The organism is Roseomonas alba (assembly GCF_019430885.1).
Lineage (GTDB): Bacteria > Pseudomonadota > Alphaproteobacteria > Acetobacterales > Acetobacteraceae > Neoroseomonas > Neoroseomonas alba.
Map to the genome: position 1 here is coordinate 15,920 of NZ_JAHYBZ010000013.1, position 14,990 is coordinate 30,909.

The 14,990-nt window shown below is 68.8% G+C and carries 14 protein-coding genes; 6 read left to right on the top strand and 8 right to left on the bottom strand.

Going from position 1 to position 14,990, the window contains the following annotated elements; genetic code table 11:
* Positions 1–74 precede the first annotated feature (74 nt).
* The 4 genes from KPL78_RS27435 to KPL78_RS27450 all read left to right on the top strand — a co-directional run bounded on the left by KPL78_RS27435 (position 75) and on the right by KPL78_RS27450 (position 3,719).
* Entirely contained in the window at positions 75–248 is a 174-nt protein-coding gene (locus tag KPL78_RS27435) for a UTRA domain-containing protein (RefSeq protein ID WP_255569528.1), read from the top strand.
* A gap of 99 nt (positions 249–347) precedes the next feature.
* Complete coding sequence (locus KPL78_RS27440; RefSeq protein WP_219766432.1) at positions 348–1,121, top strand: SDR family NAD(P)-dependent oxidoreductase; 774 nt, start codon at positions 348–350, stop codon at positions 1,119–1,121.
* 33 nt (positions 1,122–1,154) lie between these two features.
* A complete protein-coding gene (locus KPL78_RS27445) occupies positions 1,155–1,979 on the top strand; it encodes a polysaccharide deacetylase family protein (protein ID WP_219766434.1) in 825 nt (274 codons plus the stop codon).
* A 153-nt stretch (positions 1,980–2,132) separates the two neighbouring features.
* Entirely contained in the window at positions 2,133–3,719 is a 1,587-nt protein-coding gene (locus tag KPL78_RS27450; RefSeq protein WP_219766436.1) for an ABC transporter substrate-binding protein, read from the top strand.
* 235 nt (positions 3,720–3,954) lie between these two features.
* On the opposite strand, the gene KPL78_RS27455 is transcribed toward KPL78_RS27450, so the two are convergent.
* The 8 genes from KPL78_RS27455 to KPL78_RS27490 form a co-directional block, all read right to left on the bottom strand.
* Positions 3,955–4,719 (bottom strand): aspartate/glutamate racemase family protein, encoded by a 765-nt coding sequence (locus KPL78_RS27455; RefSeq protein WP_219766438.1) that lies wholly within the window; start codon positions 4,717–4,719, stop codon positions 3,955–3,957.
* A gap of 150 nt (positions 4,720–4,869) precedes the next feature.
* Positions 4,870–4,974, bottom strand: a complete 105-nt coding sequence (gene cydX, locus KPL78_RS27460; protein ID WP_219766440.1) for a cytochrome bd-I oxidase subunit CydX — start codon at positions 4,972–4,974, stop codon at positions 4,870–4,872.
* Positions 4,975–5,001: 27 nt separating this feature from the next.
* Positions 5,002–6,156 carry a cytochrome d ubiquinol oxidase subunit II gene (cydB, locus tag KPL78_RS27465; RefSeq protein ID WP_219766442.1) on the bottom strand — a complete coding sequence of 385 codons (1,155 nt, stop codon included), beginning with the start codon at positions 6,154–6,156 and terminating at the stop codon, positions 5,002–5,004.
* Positions 6,157–6,162: 6 nt separating this feature from the next.
* A complete protein-coding gene (locus tag KPL78_RS27470) occupies positions 6,163–7,758 on the bottom strand; it encodes a cytochrome ubiquinol oxidase subunit I (protein WP_219766444.1) in 1,596 nt (531 codons plus the stop codon).
* A gap of 78 nt (positions 7,759–7,836) precedes the next feature.
* The gene (locus tag KPL78_RS27475) at positions 7,837–9,522 is read right to left on the bottom strand and encodes an amino acid ABC transporter ATP-binding/permease protein (protein WP_219766445.1); all 1,686 of its coding nucleotides are present in this window, start codon (positions 9,520–9,522) and stop codon (positions 7,837–7,839) included.
* On the bottom strand, positions 9,519–11,153 hold the full coding sequence (gene cydD / locus KPL78_RS27480; protein ID WP_219766447.1) for a thiol reductant ABC exporter subunit CydD: 1,635 nt from the start codon (positions 11,151–11,153) through the stop codon (positions 9,519–9,521). The genes KPL78_RS27475 and cydD overlap by 4 nt, the downstream gene beginning before the upstream one ends.
* Positions 11,154–11,196: 43 nt before the next feature.
* Positions 11,197–11,937, bottom strand: coding sequence for an enoyl-CoA hydratase/isomerase family protein (locus KPL78_RS27485; RefSeq protein ID WP_219766449.1), 741 nt, complete (start codon positions 11,935–11,937; stop codon positions 11,197–11,199).
* Positions 11,938–11,952: 15 nt separating this feature from the next.
* The gene (locus tag KPL78_RS27490; protein WP_219766451.1) at positions 11,953–12,717 is read right to left on the bottom strand and encodes an IclR family transcriptional regulator; all 765 of its coding nucleotides are present in this window, start codon (positions 12,715–12,717) and stop codon (positions 11,953–11,955) included.
* Between the two features lie 162 nt (positions 12,718–12,879).
* Between KPL78_RS27490 and KPL78_RS27495 the strand changes: the two genes are divergently transcribed.
* Both KPL78_RS27495 and KPL78_RS27500 read left to right on the top strand, forming a co-directional pair.
* Positions 12,880–13,473, top strand: a complete 594-nt coding sequence (locus KPL78_RS27495; protein ID WP_219766453.1) for a cysteine dioxygenase family protein — start codon at positions 12,880–12,882, stop codon at positions 13,471–13,473.
* 95 nt (positions 13,474–13,568) lie between these two features.
* Positions 13,569–14,987 (top strand): amidase, encoded by a 1,419-nt coding sequence (locus tag KPL78_RS27500; protein WP_219766455.1) that lies wholly within the window; start codon positions 13,569–13,571, stop codon positions 14,985–14,987.
* The last annotated feature ends 3 nt before the right edge of the window (positions 14,988–14,990 follow it).

The window sequence follows — 14,990 nt, forward strand, 5'->3', positions numbered from 1 at the left end:
GGCACGACCCGCACGACTTCGGTGCGGCCTTCGAAGAGGAACAGCGCATCGCCGACGGCGCGGCGCGCTTCCGGCTGCTCGACTATCGCGAGACGATGCCGCCGGTCTCCGTCACGCAGCATCTTGGTCTCGCCATGGGCCAGACGGTCTTCTGCTTCCGCCGTTGGCGCACCGTGAACGACGCCACCTGCGCCTGTGAGCAGCGCCACCTGCCCTCTGACATCGCGCATCGCCTTGCCGCGTTTTGACAGCCTCCGCGAACGCGCCCTACGCTTTTATCCCAAGGCCCGGCAGGACGGACGGGGCCGCCAGGGAGACAGTATAGGCCCTTGCGGAGAGTCGCGACCTTGGCTGCCCAGCGTGACGATGCATCACTCTTCACCGGTCGCGTCGGCTTGGTGACCGGCGCGGGTTCCGGCCTCGGGCGTAGCGTCGCGCTGGCGCTGGCGGCAGGCGGCGCCCGCTTGGTCCTGATGGATCGCGACGCTGATGGGCTGGCGGACACTGCGACGTCCTGCCCGGGGTCCATCACGGTTGCCGGCGACGTGTCGCAGGGCGCGGACATGATGCGCGCCGCGGAGGCGCTCGATGGCCTCGGCCCGGTCTCGCTGCTGGTCACCGCCGCCGGCATCCTCGGCCCGACCGTGCCGCTGCCGGATGTGGAGGAGGAGGCGTGGGACCGCCTCTTCGCCGTGAACGTGAAGGGCACCTGGCTAGCGCTGAAGCATGTCCTGCCGCGCATGATCGCGGCGGGCGGCGGGTCGGTGGTCACGCTCGCCTCCGGCGCCGGGCTCGTCGGCAATGCGACCTTCCCCGCCTATTCCGCCAGCAAGGGCGCGGTGGTGCTGATGACGCGCAGCGTCGCCGCCTGCCACACCGCACAGGGCATCCGTGCCAATTGCGTCTGCCCTGGCCCGATCGAGACGCCGATGCTGCGCGAGACCTTCGCCTCGGCCGGCGACGGCGCCGCCGAGCGCGAGGTCTTCTTCCGCACGCGCAATCCGATGGGACGCTTCGGCACGCCGGACGAGGTCTGCGCCGCCGTGCTGTTCCTGCTGGGCGACGCGGCTTCGTACATCAACGGCGTCGCCCTGCCGGTGGATGGCGGGCGGCTTGCATGAATCGCCGCAAGGCGTTGGAGAGGACATAGTGGAATGACTCAGCCCGGCGTGAAGTGGCCCGGCGGTGCGCGCGTCGCCGTCACCCTGACCTTCGACTTCGACGCGGAGACGCTGTGGCTGTCGCGCGATCCGGCGAATGCGCAGCGTCCCGGCACGCTGAGCCAAGGCACGTACGGTGCGCGCGTCGGCGTGCCGAAGATCGTCGAGACGCTGAAGGATGCCGGTGTCCCCGCCACCTTCTTCATCCCCGGCTGGACGGTCGAGAACCACGCCGACAAGGCGGAGCTCGCACTCAAGGCCGGGCATGAGATCGGCCACCACTCCTACTCCCATGCCTGGATCGACCCCGCCTTCCCCGACCAGGAAGTCGAGGAGATGGAGCGTGGCCTCGATGCGCTGAAGCGCGTGCTCGGCGTGGTGCCGAAGGGTTATCGGTCGCCGGCGGGCGAGACCAGCGACAACACCATCCGACTGCTCGCCAAGCATGGCTTCCTCTACGACAGCTCGATGATGGCGGACATCAATCCCTATCGCATCGCGGGCCCGGACGGCGCCTCGATCGTCGAGCTGCCCTGGCATTGGAGCCTGGACGACGCGCCCTTCCTGCTGTTCTCGATCAAGACGCCGCGGCCGATCTTCACCAACAGCCATATCCGCGAGGTCTGGCAGGAGGAGTTCCGCGAGATCCATCGCTGGGGCGGTTACTACAACCTGGTGATGCATCCGCAATTCAGCGGCCGGCCGAGCCGCATCGCCCTGCTGCGCGAGATGATCGCATTCATGCGCGGCTTCGAGGGCGTGTGGTTCGCCACCTGCAGCCAGGTCGCCGAGGCCTGGGCGGCACAGGAGACCATTTGAACAGTCTGGCGCCGGCCCGCACCCCACCGGGCCACCCAACGACAGTATGTTGAATTGGGTGGCCCGGTGGGGTGCGGGCCGGTGCCGGACGCGGAAGCGCGCTGCGTGGCACGTTTCCAGACAGGTTCTGACACTGACGAGCGGAGACCAACCATGATGCTGACGCGCCGACAGGGTTTCGCCATCGCCGGAGCGGCGCTGGCCATTCCGCGTCTCGCCCTCGCGCAGTCGCGCGATCGGCCGTTCCGCCTTGTACTCAATGTCGGGCTGCAGAATCTCGACCCGATCTCCAGCCCGTCCTTCGTGACGCGCAACTTCGCCTACCTGGTCTTCGATACGCTGGTCGCGATGGACGGCCAGGGGCGCTACCACCCGCAGATGCTGCAGGGCTGGGAGGCCAGCGCCGACAAGTTGACCTGGACCTTCAAACTGCGGCCGGGCCTCGCCTTCCATGACGGTTCGCCGGTGACCTCGGAGGACGTGATCGCCTCGCTGCGCCGCTGGGGCAATCGCGATTCCATCGGGCGGCGCCTGATGGCGGCGACCGCGGAGCTGACGCCCGCCGGCGCGGATGGCTTCGTGCTCAAGCTGTCGCGCCCCTATGGCGGCGTGATCGAGGCACTGGGCAAGCCCTCGGTCCATGTGCCCTTCATCATGCCGGCGCGCATCGCCTCCGCGACGCCACCCGCGCAGCCGGTGTCCGAGATCATGGGCTCCGGCCCCTATGTCTTCCTGCGCGACGAATGGGTGCCGGGCGAGCGCACCTTCTTCCGCCGCAATGACCGCTACGTGCCGCGCAGCGAACCGGCGGACGGTCTGTCCGGCGGCAAGGTCGCGAAGATCGAGCGGGTCGAGATGATCACCATGCCCGACATCGCGCTGCGCGCGGCGTCGCTGCAGCAGGGCGAGGTGGACTATCTGGAATATGCGCCGGTCGACAACCTGCCGCGCATGCGCAGGGACCGGAACATCGTCATCTCGCAGGCTTCGGGCCAAGCGGAAATGATGTATGGCGTCAGCATCAACCACACCCAGCCGCCCTTCGACAATGTGCTGGTGCGCCGGGCGCTGCAGCAATGCCTGGACCGCACGGAGATCCTGGCCGGTGCGGGTTTCGCGGAGCTCGGCCGGCCGGACTGCACCTCGATGCTGATGTGCGGGACTCCCTTTTCGAGCGATCGCGGCACGGAGGCGATCGTGCGGCCGAGCCTCGACCGCGCCAAGGCCCTGCTGCGGGAGGCTGGCTACACCAATGAGCGCGTGGTGCTGATGCATCCGCTCGATTCCGCGCTGCTCAATCCCTTCGGGCTGGTGCTGATCGACCGTATGCGGCGCGCCGGCTTCAACGTGGATGTGCAGGGGTCGGACTGGTCGTCCATCGCGCAGCGCTGGGTGCAGCGCCAGCCACTCGACCGCGGGGGCTGGAGCGTGCTGCCGGTGGTCTATACGGGCTTCGACATGGCCGATCCTCTGTCGAATCTCGGCATCGGATTCAACTGCACGGGCAACCAGCCCTGGGGCTATTGCGAGGCGACGCTGACACCGCTGATCGAACGCTTCGAGGCAGAGAGCGATCCGGCGCAGCGGCGGGAACTTGCCGCGGAGATCAACCGGGTGGCGACCGAGCAGGTTACCTTCCCGATCGCCGGGCAGTTCCGGGCGCCGGCGGCGTGGCGTGCCGAATTGAAGGGCGTGATCGACTTCGGCTTCCCGGTGGTGTGGAACATCGAGCGCGGCTGAGGCCTTCGCTTGGTGCGCCATGTCCGGATCAGCGGCACTGATCCGGACAACGCGCACCGCGGCGCAACGCGGACATCCAGCCTCGCGGTCGCCCGCGGCGGGGTCGGTGGGCGACAGCATGGGCCGACCCTACGGGAAGGCCGGAACTCCTGGCCGGGAAGCTCCCAGGAGGCGGCGCTTCATGCCGGCGGAGGCAGGACGCGTGACGCAACGGGGCGTGCGATGGCCCGATTGCTCAGCTTGGCACAGCAAAGTCGCGTGGTCGCAGGCCGGCGTGAAAATAGGTGATCATCGAATAGATGTCGTAGACCGGCAGTCCGACGGCGCGCTGCAAGGCGGCGGCATAGGGCGGCATGTTGGTGCATTCCAGCACGATGGCGCCGACCTCCGGGTGCTGCGCGACCAGCGCCCGCCCCGCATCGAGGATATCCTGCTCGGCCAGGTCGACATCCATGTCGTCCTTCTCGCCCTTGATCAGCACGCGGAAGAACTCGCGCCCCGTCTCGGTGCCGACCACCGGGATATCGAGCGGCACGCCCGCGGCTTCGAGATGCCGCGGCGTCAGCGTCGATCCACTGACGGTCAGCAGGCCGACACACTTTCCGGGCGGCAGCATGGCCTGCACCCAGGGCACCTGCATCAGGGAACTGGTCGCGACCGGCACGCCGACCTCCGCCGCGATCTCCTTCTGGAACAGGGATAGGAAGCCGCAATTGGTGGTGATGGCCTCGGCGCCAAGGCGCACCAGTTCCTTCGCCCCGGCGAGGAAATCCGGCAGCAGCCCGGCCGCGCCGTTCAGCACCACCTTCTCCGGGCTTGCGCCACGCACGACATGATAGAGCACCGGGAACGGCCAGGTCCCGCCATTGCCCATGTCGCCATGGATGCGCGGGAAGCGCGCCTCCAGCATCAGGATTCCAAGAGGCGCGCCGTAGAGCGCCTTGCCACCACGGGCGATGCCGCGGGCCGGGCGGAGGGAGGCGGTGGGGTGCTGCGTCATGCCGGAGCCGTCTTGGAGTGGAGGGGCCCAGGTTAGGCCCGCGGCGCTTTCTCTTGAACTGTAGAACCGAGAGGGGCCGGGCTCTCCCCGCCAAAGGCTTTGCGGCCTTTGGCGGGGTGGCTTGGAGGGGCAGAGCCCCTCCAATCGCCCTCAGCGCCGCGCGGCGTCGTCCTCGCGCATCTCGAACCACATCGCGTTCAGCACCGCGAAGGCCGCGGCGAGCGGCAGGCCGAGCAGCCAGGAAAAATACCACATGGTCGTCTCTCCTTCTCTCGCGGGCGTTCAGTAGAGATGCCCGGCTTCCTGCCGGACATCCGATTCCGTCACCTTCCCCCACAGCACGCGATACACCCAGGCGGTGTAGGCGAGGACGATGGGCAGGAAGATCACGGTCACGACGAGCATGATGAACAGCGTCATGTGCGAGGAGCTGCTGTCCCACACCGTCAGGCTCGAACGCGGGTCGATCGACGACGGCAGGATGAAGGGGAACATCGCCACCCCCACCGAGGAGATCACCCCGAAGATCGACAGGCCTGAAGCGATGATGGGCAGCCCCTCGCTGCGGGTTCGCAGCGCCAGGCCGGCGAGCGCCGCACCCAGCAGGCCGAGCCCGGGCGCGATCCACAGCCAGGGCCAGACGGCGAAGTTCGCGAACCAGGCGCCCGGATCGTGCGCCACCTGCTTCGCCAGCGGGTTGGACGGGCCGTCCGTCACGATCGCGCTGGTGATGCGATAGCCGTCGATGAAGGACCACAACAGCAGCCCGGCCAGCGCGTAGAGCACCACCGTCAGCAGCGCCGCCAGCGATCCGAAGCGCCGCGCACGTTCGGCCACCATGCCATCGGCCTTCAGCGCCAGCCAGCCGCCGCCGTGCATGACCAGCATGGACACCGACAGCAGCCCACAGAGCAGCGCGAAGGGATTGAGCAGCCCGAAGAAGGACCCTTCGTAGAAGCTGCGCAGATCCTCATCCAGCCGGAAGGGCACGCCCTGCAGCACGTTGCCCACCGCGACGCCGAAGATCAGCGCCGGGACGAAGCCGCCGACGAACAGCGCCCAGTCCCAGTTGTTGCGCCAGCGCGCGCTGTCGCGCTTGCTGCGATACTTGAAGCTGACGGGCCGCAGGATCAGCGCCGCCAGCACCACGAACATCGCCAGGTAGAAGCCCGAGAAGGACACCGCGTAGAGCGGCGGCCAGGCGGCGAAGATCGCGCCGCCGCCCAGGATGAACCACACCTGGTTGCCTTCCCAGACAGGCCCCACCGTGTTGATGGCCACGCGCCGTTCGACGTCGTTCCGCGCCACGAAGGGCAGCAGCGCGCCGACCCCCATGTCGAAGCCGTCCGTCGCCGCGAAGCCGATCAACAGCACGCCGAGCAGCACCCACCAGATCAGGCGGAGGGTCTCATAGTCGATCAGGGTATGGAGGATCATCTCGGCTCACTCCGCGGGCAGGATGCCGCGCATGGGCGCGACATTGGGGAGGGGTGCGGGCCCGACGAGATCGGCCTCCGGCGGTGGCCCCTTGCGGATGGCACGCACCATCAGCGTCATCTCGATGACGAAGAGGACGCTGTAGATGATGATGAAGCCGCACAGCGTCAGCAGCACCTGGGTGATGCCGAGGCTCGACACCGCGACCGCCGTGGGCAGCATGCCTTCGATGATCCAGGGCTGGCGGCCGACCTCGGCGACGATCCAGCCCGCTTCGGCGGCGATCCACGGCAAGGGGATGGAGAAGACCGCCATCCACAGCAGAAAGCGATACCGGTCCAGCTTCTGCCACGCCGACAGCAGGAAGAAGGTGGCGAGCAGCGCGATGAAGTAGAAGCCGAGCCCGACCATCACGCGGAAGGACCAGAAGAGCGGCGCCACCGGCGGCACCAGATCCCAGGCGGCGGCTTCGATCTGCGCGTCTGTCGCCTTGCGAGGATCGTCAGTGTGGCGCAGCAGCAGGAAGGCATAGCCGAGATTGTTGCCATTCGCCTCGAAGGCCTCGCGCACGGAGGCCGGCACGTTCTCGGCACCGCGCGCGGCGCGGATCTGCTGCAGGGCGTCATAGGCGATGATGCCGTTGCGCACGCGGGCCTGCGCCCGCTCCACCAGTTCGCGAATGCCCGGGATCGGCGTGTCGAGCGATCGCGTCGCGATCAGCCCCAGCGCCCAGGGAATCTGGATGATGTGATGCGTCTCGCGCGCTTCCTGGTTGGGGAAGCCGAGCAGGGTGAAGGAGGCCGGCGCCGGCTCGGTCTCCCACATGCCCTCGATCGAGGCGAGCTTCATGCGCTGATGCTCGGTGGTCAGGTAGCCGCTCTCATCGCCCAGCACGACGACCGACAGGGAGGAGAGCAGCCCGAAGGAGGCCGCCACCGCCATGGACCGCTTGGCGAGCGCAATATGCCGCCCCTTCAGCACGTACCAGGAGGAGACGCCGAGCACGAAGATCGAAGCGGTGACGTAGCCCGCCGAGACGGTGTGCACGAACTTCGCCTGCGCCACGGGGTTGAACAGCACCTCGTAGAAGCTGGCGACCTCCATGCGCATGGTGGCCGGGTTGAACACGCTGCCGACCGGGTTCTGCATCCAGCCATTGGCGATCAGGATCCACAGCGCCGACAGGTTCGACCCCGCCGCCACCGCCCAGGTCGCGGCCAGGTGGCCACGCTTGGACATCCGGTCCCAGCCGAAGAAGAACAACCCGACGAAGGTCGCCTCCAGGAAGAAGGCCATCAGCCCTTCGATGGCCAGCGGCGCGCCGAAGATGTCGCCGACATAGTGGCTGTAGTAGCTCCAGTTCATGCCGAACTGGAATTCCATGGTGATGCCGGTGGCGACGCCGAGGACGAAGTTGATGCCGAACAGCGTGCCCCAGAACTTGGTCATCTCCTTCCAGATGGGACGGTCGGTCATCACATAGACCGTCTCCATGATGGCGAGGATGATGGACAGGCCGAGCGTCAGCGGCACGAAGAGGAAGTGGTACAGGGCCGTCATCGCGAACTGAAGTCGCGACAGACTGACGATGTCGAGCTCCATGCGGCGTGCCGGGCTGCGCCGGCCTCCCCAACGGAGGTTCGCGTCGCGCAGGATCACGCGGCGCGGCGCAGCGACGGCTCAGCCCGGACGCAAAGCGTCAAGTGCCACAGCGAAGCCAGCCTCGCCACGACGCCATATGCCCGTTACCCGACCACTCTCAAGACGGATGAGCCGATCGGCCCATTCTGCCTCGCGCCTCATATGCGCGATGATGAATATAGCCACTTCACCGCGCTTGGCCATGATCTGCGTCAAGATTCCCTGTGCAGTCGCAGCATCGAGTGCCTCGGTGGGTTCATCGAGCAACAGCAACGGTGCCTGGCGCAACAGCAGTCGCGCCAGGGCGAGGCGCCGCTGCTGGCCGACGGAAAGTCCTGCGCCACCTTCGCCGAGAGGCGTATCCAGGCCCCGCGGCAGCGCCTGCACCACACCGTCCAGCCCCGCTTCGCGCAAGGCCCGCCAGAGTGCCGCATCTTCGGCATCTGGTCGGGCCAACAGCAGATTGCCCCGCACGGTATCGTGAAAGAGGTCCACGCGCTGGCTCAGCAGTGCGTGCGGGAGGACCGCGATCGTGCCGGCATCGGGCTGTGCCTCGCCACTCAGCAGCGCGAGCAGGCTCGATTTGCCCGCACCGCTTGGCCCGGTGACAGCGACGCATTCGCCCGCCGCGACGTCCAAGTCGAACCCGTCAAACAAGGGCTGTGCGGCGCCCGGCGGCGTGTAACGCAGGCCGGCCAGACGCAGGGCCAGGCCCAGCGGCGGTTCCGGAAGGCGCGATGGCGCGATGACATCGAGCGCCGGCGCCAAACGCTGCGCTGCCCGCGCGCTGCGGCCGAGTTCGATCGCCCCGCGGCGCAGGGCTGCGAAGGGTTCCAGCGCCGCAAGCGCCACCAGCAGCACCAGCGCGGCCTGCGGGGCGGACAGCGCGCCGCCCTCGGCCAACCCGGCCGTCGCCAGCGCCGCGCCGCCCAGCAGGGCCGCCCCGGTCAGGCCGAAGCCCAGGCCAGCCAGCGTCTCCAACCGATGCAGCGCGTCCTCGGCAGCCGCGAGGCGCTGCTCGGCGGCGTCCATCGCGTCGGCCTGCGCGCCGAGCCGGCCGGCCATGACCAGCGCCACCTGCCCGGCTACGAGATCAACCGCCCGCACCCGCAGCGCCTCAAGCGCCGCAGCACGCCGGCGCGAAGCCTGTTCGGCTGCGCCGGCCAGCCACAGCGGCAAGCCGAAACCCGTCGCGAGCAGCACCAGCGCCACCGCCACCCCGAGCGCCGCATCGAGCATCGCGAGCGCGCCCCCGACGGCCAGTGCCGTGACCGCCGCCGCCGCGCCCGGCACGACGAGCCGCAGATAGACAGCATCCAGCGCATCGACATCGGACGACAGGCGGAACAACAGGCGCGCCGGCCGCGCCGCGAGTGCGCGGGCGGTGCCGGGCACGGCATGGCCACGGAACAGCCTTTCCCGCAATCCGGCCAGCAGCGCGAGCGTCGCATCGTGCGCTACCACACGCTCGCCATAGCGCGCGGCCGTGCGCAGGATCGCCAGGAAGCGGATTCCCGCGCCGGGCATGAAGACGTCGAAGACCAGCGCCGCCGCCGGAACCAGCCCGGCCAGCGCCGTCGCGGTGATGAACCAGCCGGACAGGCCCAGAAGCGCGACGCCCGCCAGGATAGCGAGCGCCGCGAGCATCGCGCCGAGCGCCATGGCCGCGCCCCGTTCCGCGATGAACAGCCCCAACACGCGGCGCAGCGGTGCGAAGCGCCTCATGACAGCTGCACCACCCGATCCATGTGCGCAGCCAGCACCGGATCATGCGTCGCGACCACGAGGGTGCGACCCTCAGCGGCTGCCAGCAGCGCGTGGATGACATCCGCCGCGGTGTCGGCATCGAGATGCGCGGTCGGCTCGTCCGCGAGGATCAGCGTGGCCTCCGGCGCCACGATGGCGCGTGCGAGGCCGAGGCGCAGCGCCTCGCCGCCCGACAGGCCGGCGCCATCTTCGCCGACCGGACGCGTCATGGGCAGGCCGGGCAGCAGGATACGGCGCACGGCCTCGGCATTCAGATCCCGCCGACCGAGCAGGATGTTCGCCCGCAGGCTGCCGGCGAAAAGTGCGGGGTTCTGGCCGAGCCACGCGATGCGACACCGCAGCCGCGCCGCGCTGTCGGGCGTGAGAGGTGTCTCGCCGATGTGGATCGTGCCGGCCTCGGGCAATGCGAGCCCCGCCAGCACCGCCAACAGTGTGGATTTCCCCGCCCCTGACGCGCCAAGCAGCGCCACGCGCTCGCCCGCCGCGACCTGCAGGGCGAAGCCATTGAAGATCGGCCGTGCCGCGCCCGGATAACGGAAGACAAGATCCTTTGCCATGAGGCCCGGCGCCGCCGAGGCAAGCATCGGCGGGACGGCGGTAAGGGCGTCCGGCAGGGCAAGCTCGGGCGGCGCGGCGAGGTCGCGTAGCGCCGCCTGCGCGGCCTCGCCGGCGGCTCGGTCATGCCAGGCGGCGGCAAGGTCGCGTAGCGGCTCGAAAAAGGCTGGGGCCAGCAGCAGCACGAAGAGCCCCGCACCGAGCGACATGGTCCCGCCCCAGGCCCCGAATCCCAGCGTGCCGAGCAGGTGGAACCCGACATAGACGGCGACCATGGCGACGCCGAGCGACGCGAACAGCTCCAGCACCGCGGAGGAGAGAAAGGCTATGCGCAGCACCGCCATGCTGCGCGTCCGCAGCGCCTCGGCCGCGGCGCGCAGGCGCCGCGCCGTCGCATCGACGGCATCATAGGCGCGGATGGTCGGCAGGCCGCGCAGACGGTCGAGCAGCAACCCGTTCATGCTGCCGATCTCGAGCATCTGCGCCTCGCTCGCTACCTTCGCGCGCAGGCCGATCAGCGCCATGAACAACGGGATGAGCGGCGCGGCGACGAGCAGGATCAGCGCGGCCAGCCAGGATTGCGTCAGCACGGCCAGCAACAGCACGGGCGGAACGACGGTGACGCGCAGCCGCGCGGCACGATAGCGCAGCAGATAGGGAAGCACTGCCTCGGCTTGCTCGCATACCGCCGCCGCTGCGGCGCCGGATGCCGGCCGCCCGGCATCGAGCGGCGAACGGGCGGCGAGGCTTGCGACCGCGTCGCGGCGCAGGCCTGTCAGCGATGCGCGTGCCGCCCGGAACAGGCGACGCGATCCCACGGCGTCCACGGCGGTGCGCAGCGCACCCAGGGCGACGATGCCGAAGGCAGGCAGGACGGCCGCCGCGGCACCCTCGCCCCGCGCGATGCCATCGACGACCAGGGCGAGCAGCGCGGCTTGCGGGATCCAGACCAATGCCGCGATCGTCTGAAGCCAGGCGCCGGAAGACAGGCCGGACACGAAGGTCCGGTGCGGCGGGGCTGGTCCATCAGACATGGCGCAGGATTAGGCGCTTGCCCGCGCCGGCTCAACCGCAGGGCTAGCCGGGGGCCAGGTAGGCCGCGATGCGCGCCTTGAGTCCCGGGCGAGCCGCGGAACGGACCAGTTCGGCGAGGTCTGCAGCATCCTGGTCCGCGCTCAGCACGCGGTACAAGGCGGCACGGCTCGTCGCATCCAGGGCCGAGGCCGCCGCCGCGGTTGCGTCGATCACCGCCGGCCAGTCCTCCGGCGGCGCAACGCGTTGCACGAAGCCCATGGCCTGCGCCTCGGCCGCGTCGAAGGTGGTGGAGTCCTCCAGGATCCGCGCTGCCTTCTCCGCCCCTACGATGGCCCCGAAGCGCCGCGTGCCGAGCACCAGGCCGAAGCGCAGCCCCGGCATGCGGAAGGTCGCATCGGGCGCCGCGACGCGGTGCCGGCACGCGGCGAAGAGATCCACGCCCGCGCCGAAATTGCGCCCCTGCGCCAGCCCCAGCGTCAGGCAGGGCGAGGCGGCTACGGCCTGCAACAGCATCTCGATGCGCACGAAGCGCAGCAGCAGGTCGCCCTCGCTCTGCGTCTCGACGTCGGCGAAGTCGAAGCCGGCGCTGAAGCCGCGGCCCTCGCCGCGGAAGACGAGCATCCTTGCCCGCTGCGCATGCGCCTCGGCGACCCCGTCGAGCAACCCGTCCACCAGCGCGGCTGACAGCGCGTTGCGCTTCTCCGGCCGGTTCAACGTGAAGATCCAGATGCCGTCGCGCTGCTCGATGCGCAGTGGAGCGGCCGCGGCCAGTGAGAGTTCCATTCAAGCGTCCTTTCGTCAGCCCGCCGCAGAGTTACGCGTATAACCGAGGGCGGCCGACAGCCGCCTCGCGGCCTGCACCACGCGCGGCGCGAGTGCCGCCATCCGCTCGGCCGTCAGTCGGTTGAGCGGGCCGGAAATGCCCAGCGCTGCGACCGGCCGTTCGAGGCCGTCGAAGACCGGTGCCGCCACGCCGCCGACATCCTCGCGCCATTCACCGCGATTCACCGCATAGCCGATGTCCCGGGCCTTGCTCAGTTCCTCGCGCAACTGCATCGGATCGGTGATGGTCGCGGCGGTGAAGCCGGGCAGTTGCGCCGGTAGGCGATCGAGACGCGCGGCGCTTTCGGTCGCGAGCAGCGCCTTGCCGGTCGCGACCGCATGGGCCGGCGCGCGGCCGCCGACGACGGTATAGGCGCGGACCGCATGCTCGCTGTCGATCTTGTCGACATAGACGACCTCAAGCTGGTCCAGCACCGAGAGGTGGATGGTCTCGCCCGTCGCCCGCGCCAGACAGGCCATGAAAGGCGGTGCGAGCCGGCGGACGTCGAGGCGGTTCAACTGCTTCAGGCCGAGCGCGAACATCTTCAGTGTCGCGCGGTAGCTGCCCTGGACGGTGTCGCGCTCGACATAGCCGGCGTGGATCAGGGTCTGGAGGGTGCGATGCGCGTTGCTGCGGCTGAGGCCGACGCGCGCGGCGAGATCGTCGATGACGCGAAGCTCGCCCTGGGCTTCGGCGATGGCTTCGAGGACGGACAGTCCCTTCAGCAACGTCTTGTCCATCGTCGGACACGCATCCCCTCAAACCCGGCCCAGCCGTGCATCGGCTTTGACAGGCGATATCGTCCGAGACAGATTGGGTCAACGTCTTTCGGGATCATGTTCCCATTATTCGGGATGCCCGGAAAGGCCGAGACACCAAGCTCCCGGGAGTAGGACGCCGCCATGAGCATCACCAAGCTGCGCGATTTCGTCGTCGCCATGACGCGGGCGGCCGAGACCACGCCGCCGGGCGCACCCCTGATGGAGGCCGCACGGCCACTGCTGCGCCGCCTCGTCGCGCAGGATGACTGGCTGCCGGAAGCCTGTGCGGCGCCGGATGCGCAGTACTATCGGCAGTACCTCCTGCACTGCGATCCGCTGGAGCGCTTCTCCCTGGTCAGCTTCGTCTGGGGGCCGGGGCAGAAGACCCCGATCCACGACCACACGGTCTGGGGCCTGATCGGCATGCTGCGGGGTGCGGAGATCGAGACGAGCTTCCGGCGCAACGACGATGGCTCGCTCTCGGTGCAGGGCGAGCCACATCGGCTGGAACCGGGCGACATCGGCGCAGTCTCGCCCGAGATCGGCGACGTGCACCAGGTCGCCAATGCCTTCGACGACCGGGTGTCGATCAGCGTGCATCTCTACGGCGGCAATATCGGTGCCGTGTCGCGTCACGTTTTCGACATGGCGGGCGCCGAGAAGACCTTCATTTCCGGCTATTCGGACGCGGTCATCCCCAATCTCTGGGACCGGTCGCGGGAGATGGCGCGCTGATCACCGTCACACGGCACGTTGCATACAACAGGCGTGCCGCATTGCCTGTCCGATGAAAACGCCCTGAATATGTCGACGGTCATCGAGGTGGGGCGATGGATATCGACGAGATCGGCTATCTGGGCGTGTCGGAACTGCACGCGCTCTATCGGGCGCGGAAGCTGTCGCCGGTGGAGGTCGCCAAGGCGGTTCTCGACCGCATCGAGCGGATCGAACCCAACGTCAACGCCATGATGCGCCTGACGCCGGAGCACGCGCTGGATGCGGCGCGGCGGTCCGAAGCGGTGTACCTGCAGTGCGACACGCCCCGGCTTCTCGAGGGCATTCCCGTCACCATCAAGGACCTGCAGCATACCAAGGGTGTGCAGACGGATTTTTCCACCGTCATCATGCAGGGCACGATTCCGGATGTGGACGCGCCCTGCGTCAGCCGGCTGCTCGCGGCGGGCGGGATGATGATGGGCAAGACGACCTCGGCCGGGGAGTGGGGCTGGAAGGGCGTCAGCCAGGCGATGATTTCCGGCATCACGCACAATCCCTGGGGCAAGGGGCTGAATGCGGGGGCGTCCTCCTCCGGTGCCGGCGTCGCGGCGGCCTGCGGCTATGGGCCGTTGCACCAGGGCGGCGACGGCGCGGGGTCGATCCGCATGCCCGCGCATTTCTCGGGCGTCTATGGGCTGAAGCCGACACATGGGCGCGTGCCGAACTGGCCAGTGTCGAACAACGACAACGCGACGCATATGGGGCCGCTGACGCGCACGGTGGAAGACGCCGCGCTGATGACCCAGGCGATGGCCGGGCCGCATCCATGGGATTTCACCTCCCTTGAAGCGCCGCCGGAGGACTACGCCTCGAAGCTCAAGGCCGCGTCGATGAAGGGCAAGCGCATCGCCTATTCGCGCGACCTCGGCCATGCGCGCGTCGATCCGGAGATCACCGAGGCGATCGAGCAGGCGGTGAAGGTCTTCGAGGAGATGGGCGCAATCATCGAGGAGGTGACGCCCGCCTGGGGACCGCTCGGCCCCGAACTCGCGCGCTTCTTCTGGCCGGCCACCTTCTCCGGCCGCATCGAGAGCCTGCCCAAGTTCGAAAGCGGCATGGATCCGGGCTTCGTGGCGATGATCAAATACGCCTCGGCTTTCACCGCGCCGCAGTTCATGCAGATGCGGGCGCGCCGCTTCGCCTACATCCAGCAGATCCACGAATTCATGGAAGGCTACGATTTCCTTCTTTCGCCAGCCGTCAGCGTGGCAGCCTTCCCCGCGGACAAGCTGCAGCCGGCGCATTGGCCGCAGCATGAATGGGATTGGCTGATGTGGGCGGAATTCTCCTACCCCTTCAACTGGTCGGGCAATCCGGCGGCGAGCATCCCCTGCGGCTTCACCCCCGCCGGCCTGCCGGTCGGGCTGCAGATCGTCGGCCGGCGCTTCGACGATCTCGGCGTGCTTCAGGCCTCCGCCGCCTTCGAGGAAGCGCGCCCCTGGGCCGATAAGAGGCCACCCCTCGCGCAGTAATCA

Bases quoted from the DNA above. Each gene is read 5' to 3' on its own strand.
- KPL78_RS27475 (WP_219766445.1), bottom strand. From the start codon at position 9,522: ATGAGGCGCTTCGCACCGCTGCGCCGCGTGTTGGGGCTGTTCATCGCG.
- KPL78_RS27450 (WP_219766436.1), top strand. From the start codon at position 2,133: ATGATGCTGACGCGCCGACAGGGTTTCGCCATCGCCGGAGCGGCGCTG.
- KPL78_RS27490 (WP_219766451.1), bottom strand. From the start codon at position 12,717: ATGGACAAGACGTTGCTGAAGGGACTGTCCGTCCTCGAAGCCATCGCC.
- KPL78_RS27470 (WP_219766444.1), bottom strand. From the start codon at position 7,758: ATGGAGCTCGACATCGTCAGTCTGTCGCGACTTCAGTTCGCGATGACG.
- KPL78_RS27485 (WP_219766449.1), bottom strand. From the start codon at position 11,937: ATGGAACTCTCACTGGCCGCGGCCGCTCCACTGCGCATCGAGCAGCGC.
- KPL78_RS27445 (WP_219766434.1), top strand. From the start codon at position 1,155: ATGACTCAGCCCGGCGTGAAGTGGCCCGGCGGTGCGCGCGTCGCCGTC.
- cydD (WP_219766447.1), bottom strand. From the start codon at position 11,153: ATGTCTGATGGACCAGCCCCGCCGCACCGGACCTTCGTGTCCGGCCTG.
- KPL78_RS27495 (WP_219766453.1), top strand. From the start codon at position 12,880: ATGAGCATCACCAAGCTGCGCGATTTCGTCGTCGCCATGACGCGGGCG.
- KPL78_RS27455 (WP_219766438.1), bottom strand. From the start codon at position 4,719: ATGACGCAGCACCCCACCGCCTCCCTCCGCCCGGCCCGCGGCATCGCC.
- cydX (WP_219766440.1), bottom strand. From the start codon at position 4,974: ATGTGGTATTTTTCCTGGCTGCTCGGCCTGCCGCTCGCCGCGGCCTTC.
- cydB (WP_219766442.1), bottom strand. From the start codon at position 6,156: ATGATCCTCCATACCCTGATCGACTATGAGACCCTCCGCCTGATCTGG.
- KPL78_RS27500 (WP_219766455.1), top strand. From the start codon at position 13,569: ATGGATATCGACGAGATCGGCTATCTGGGCGTGTCGGAACTGCACGCG.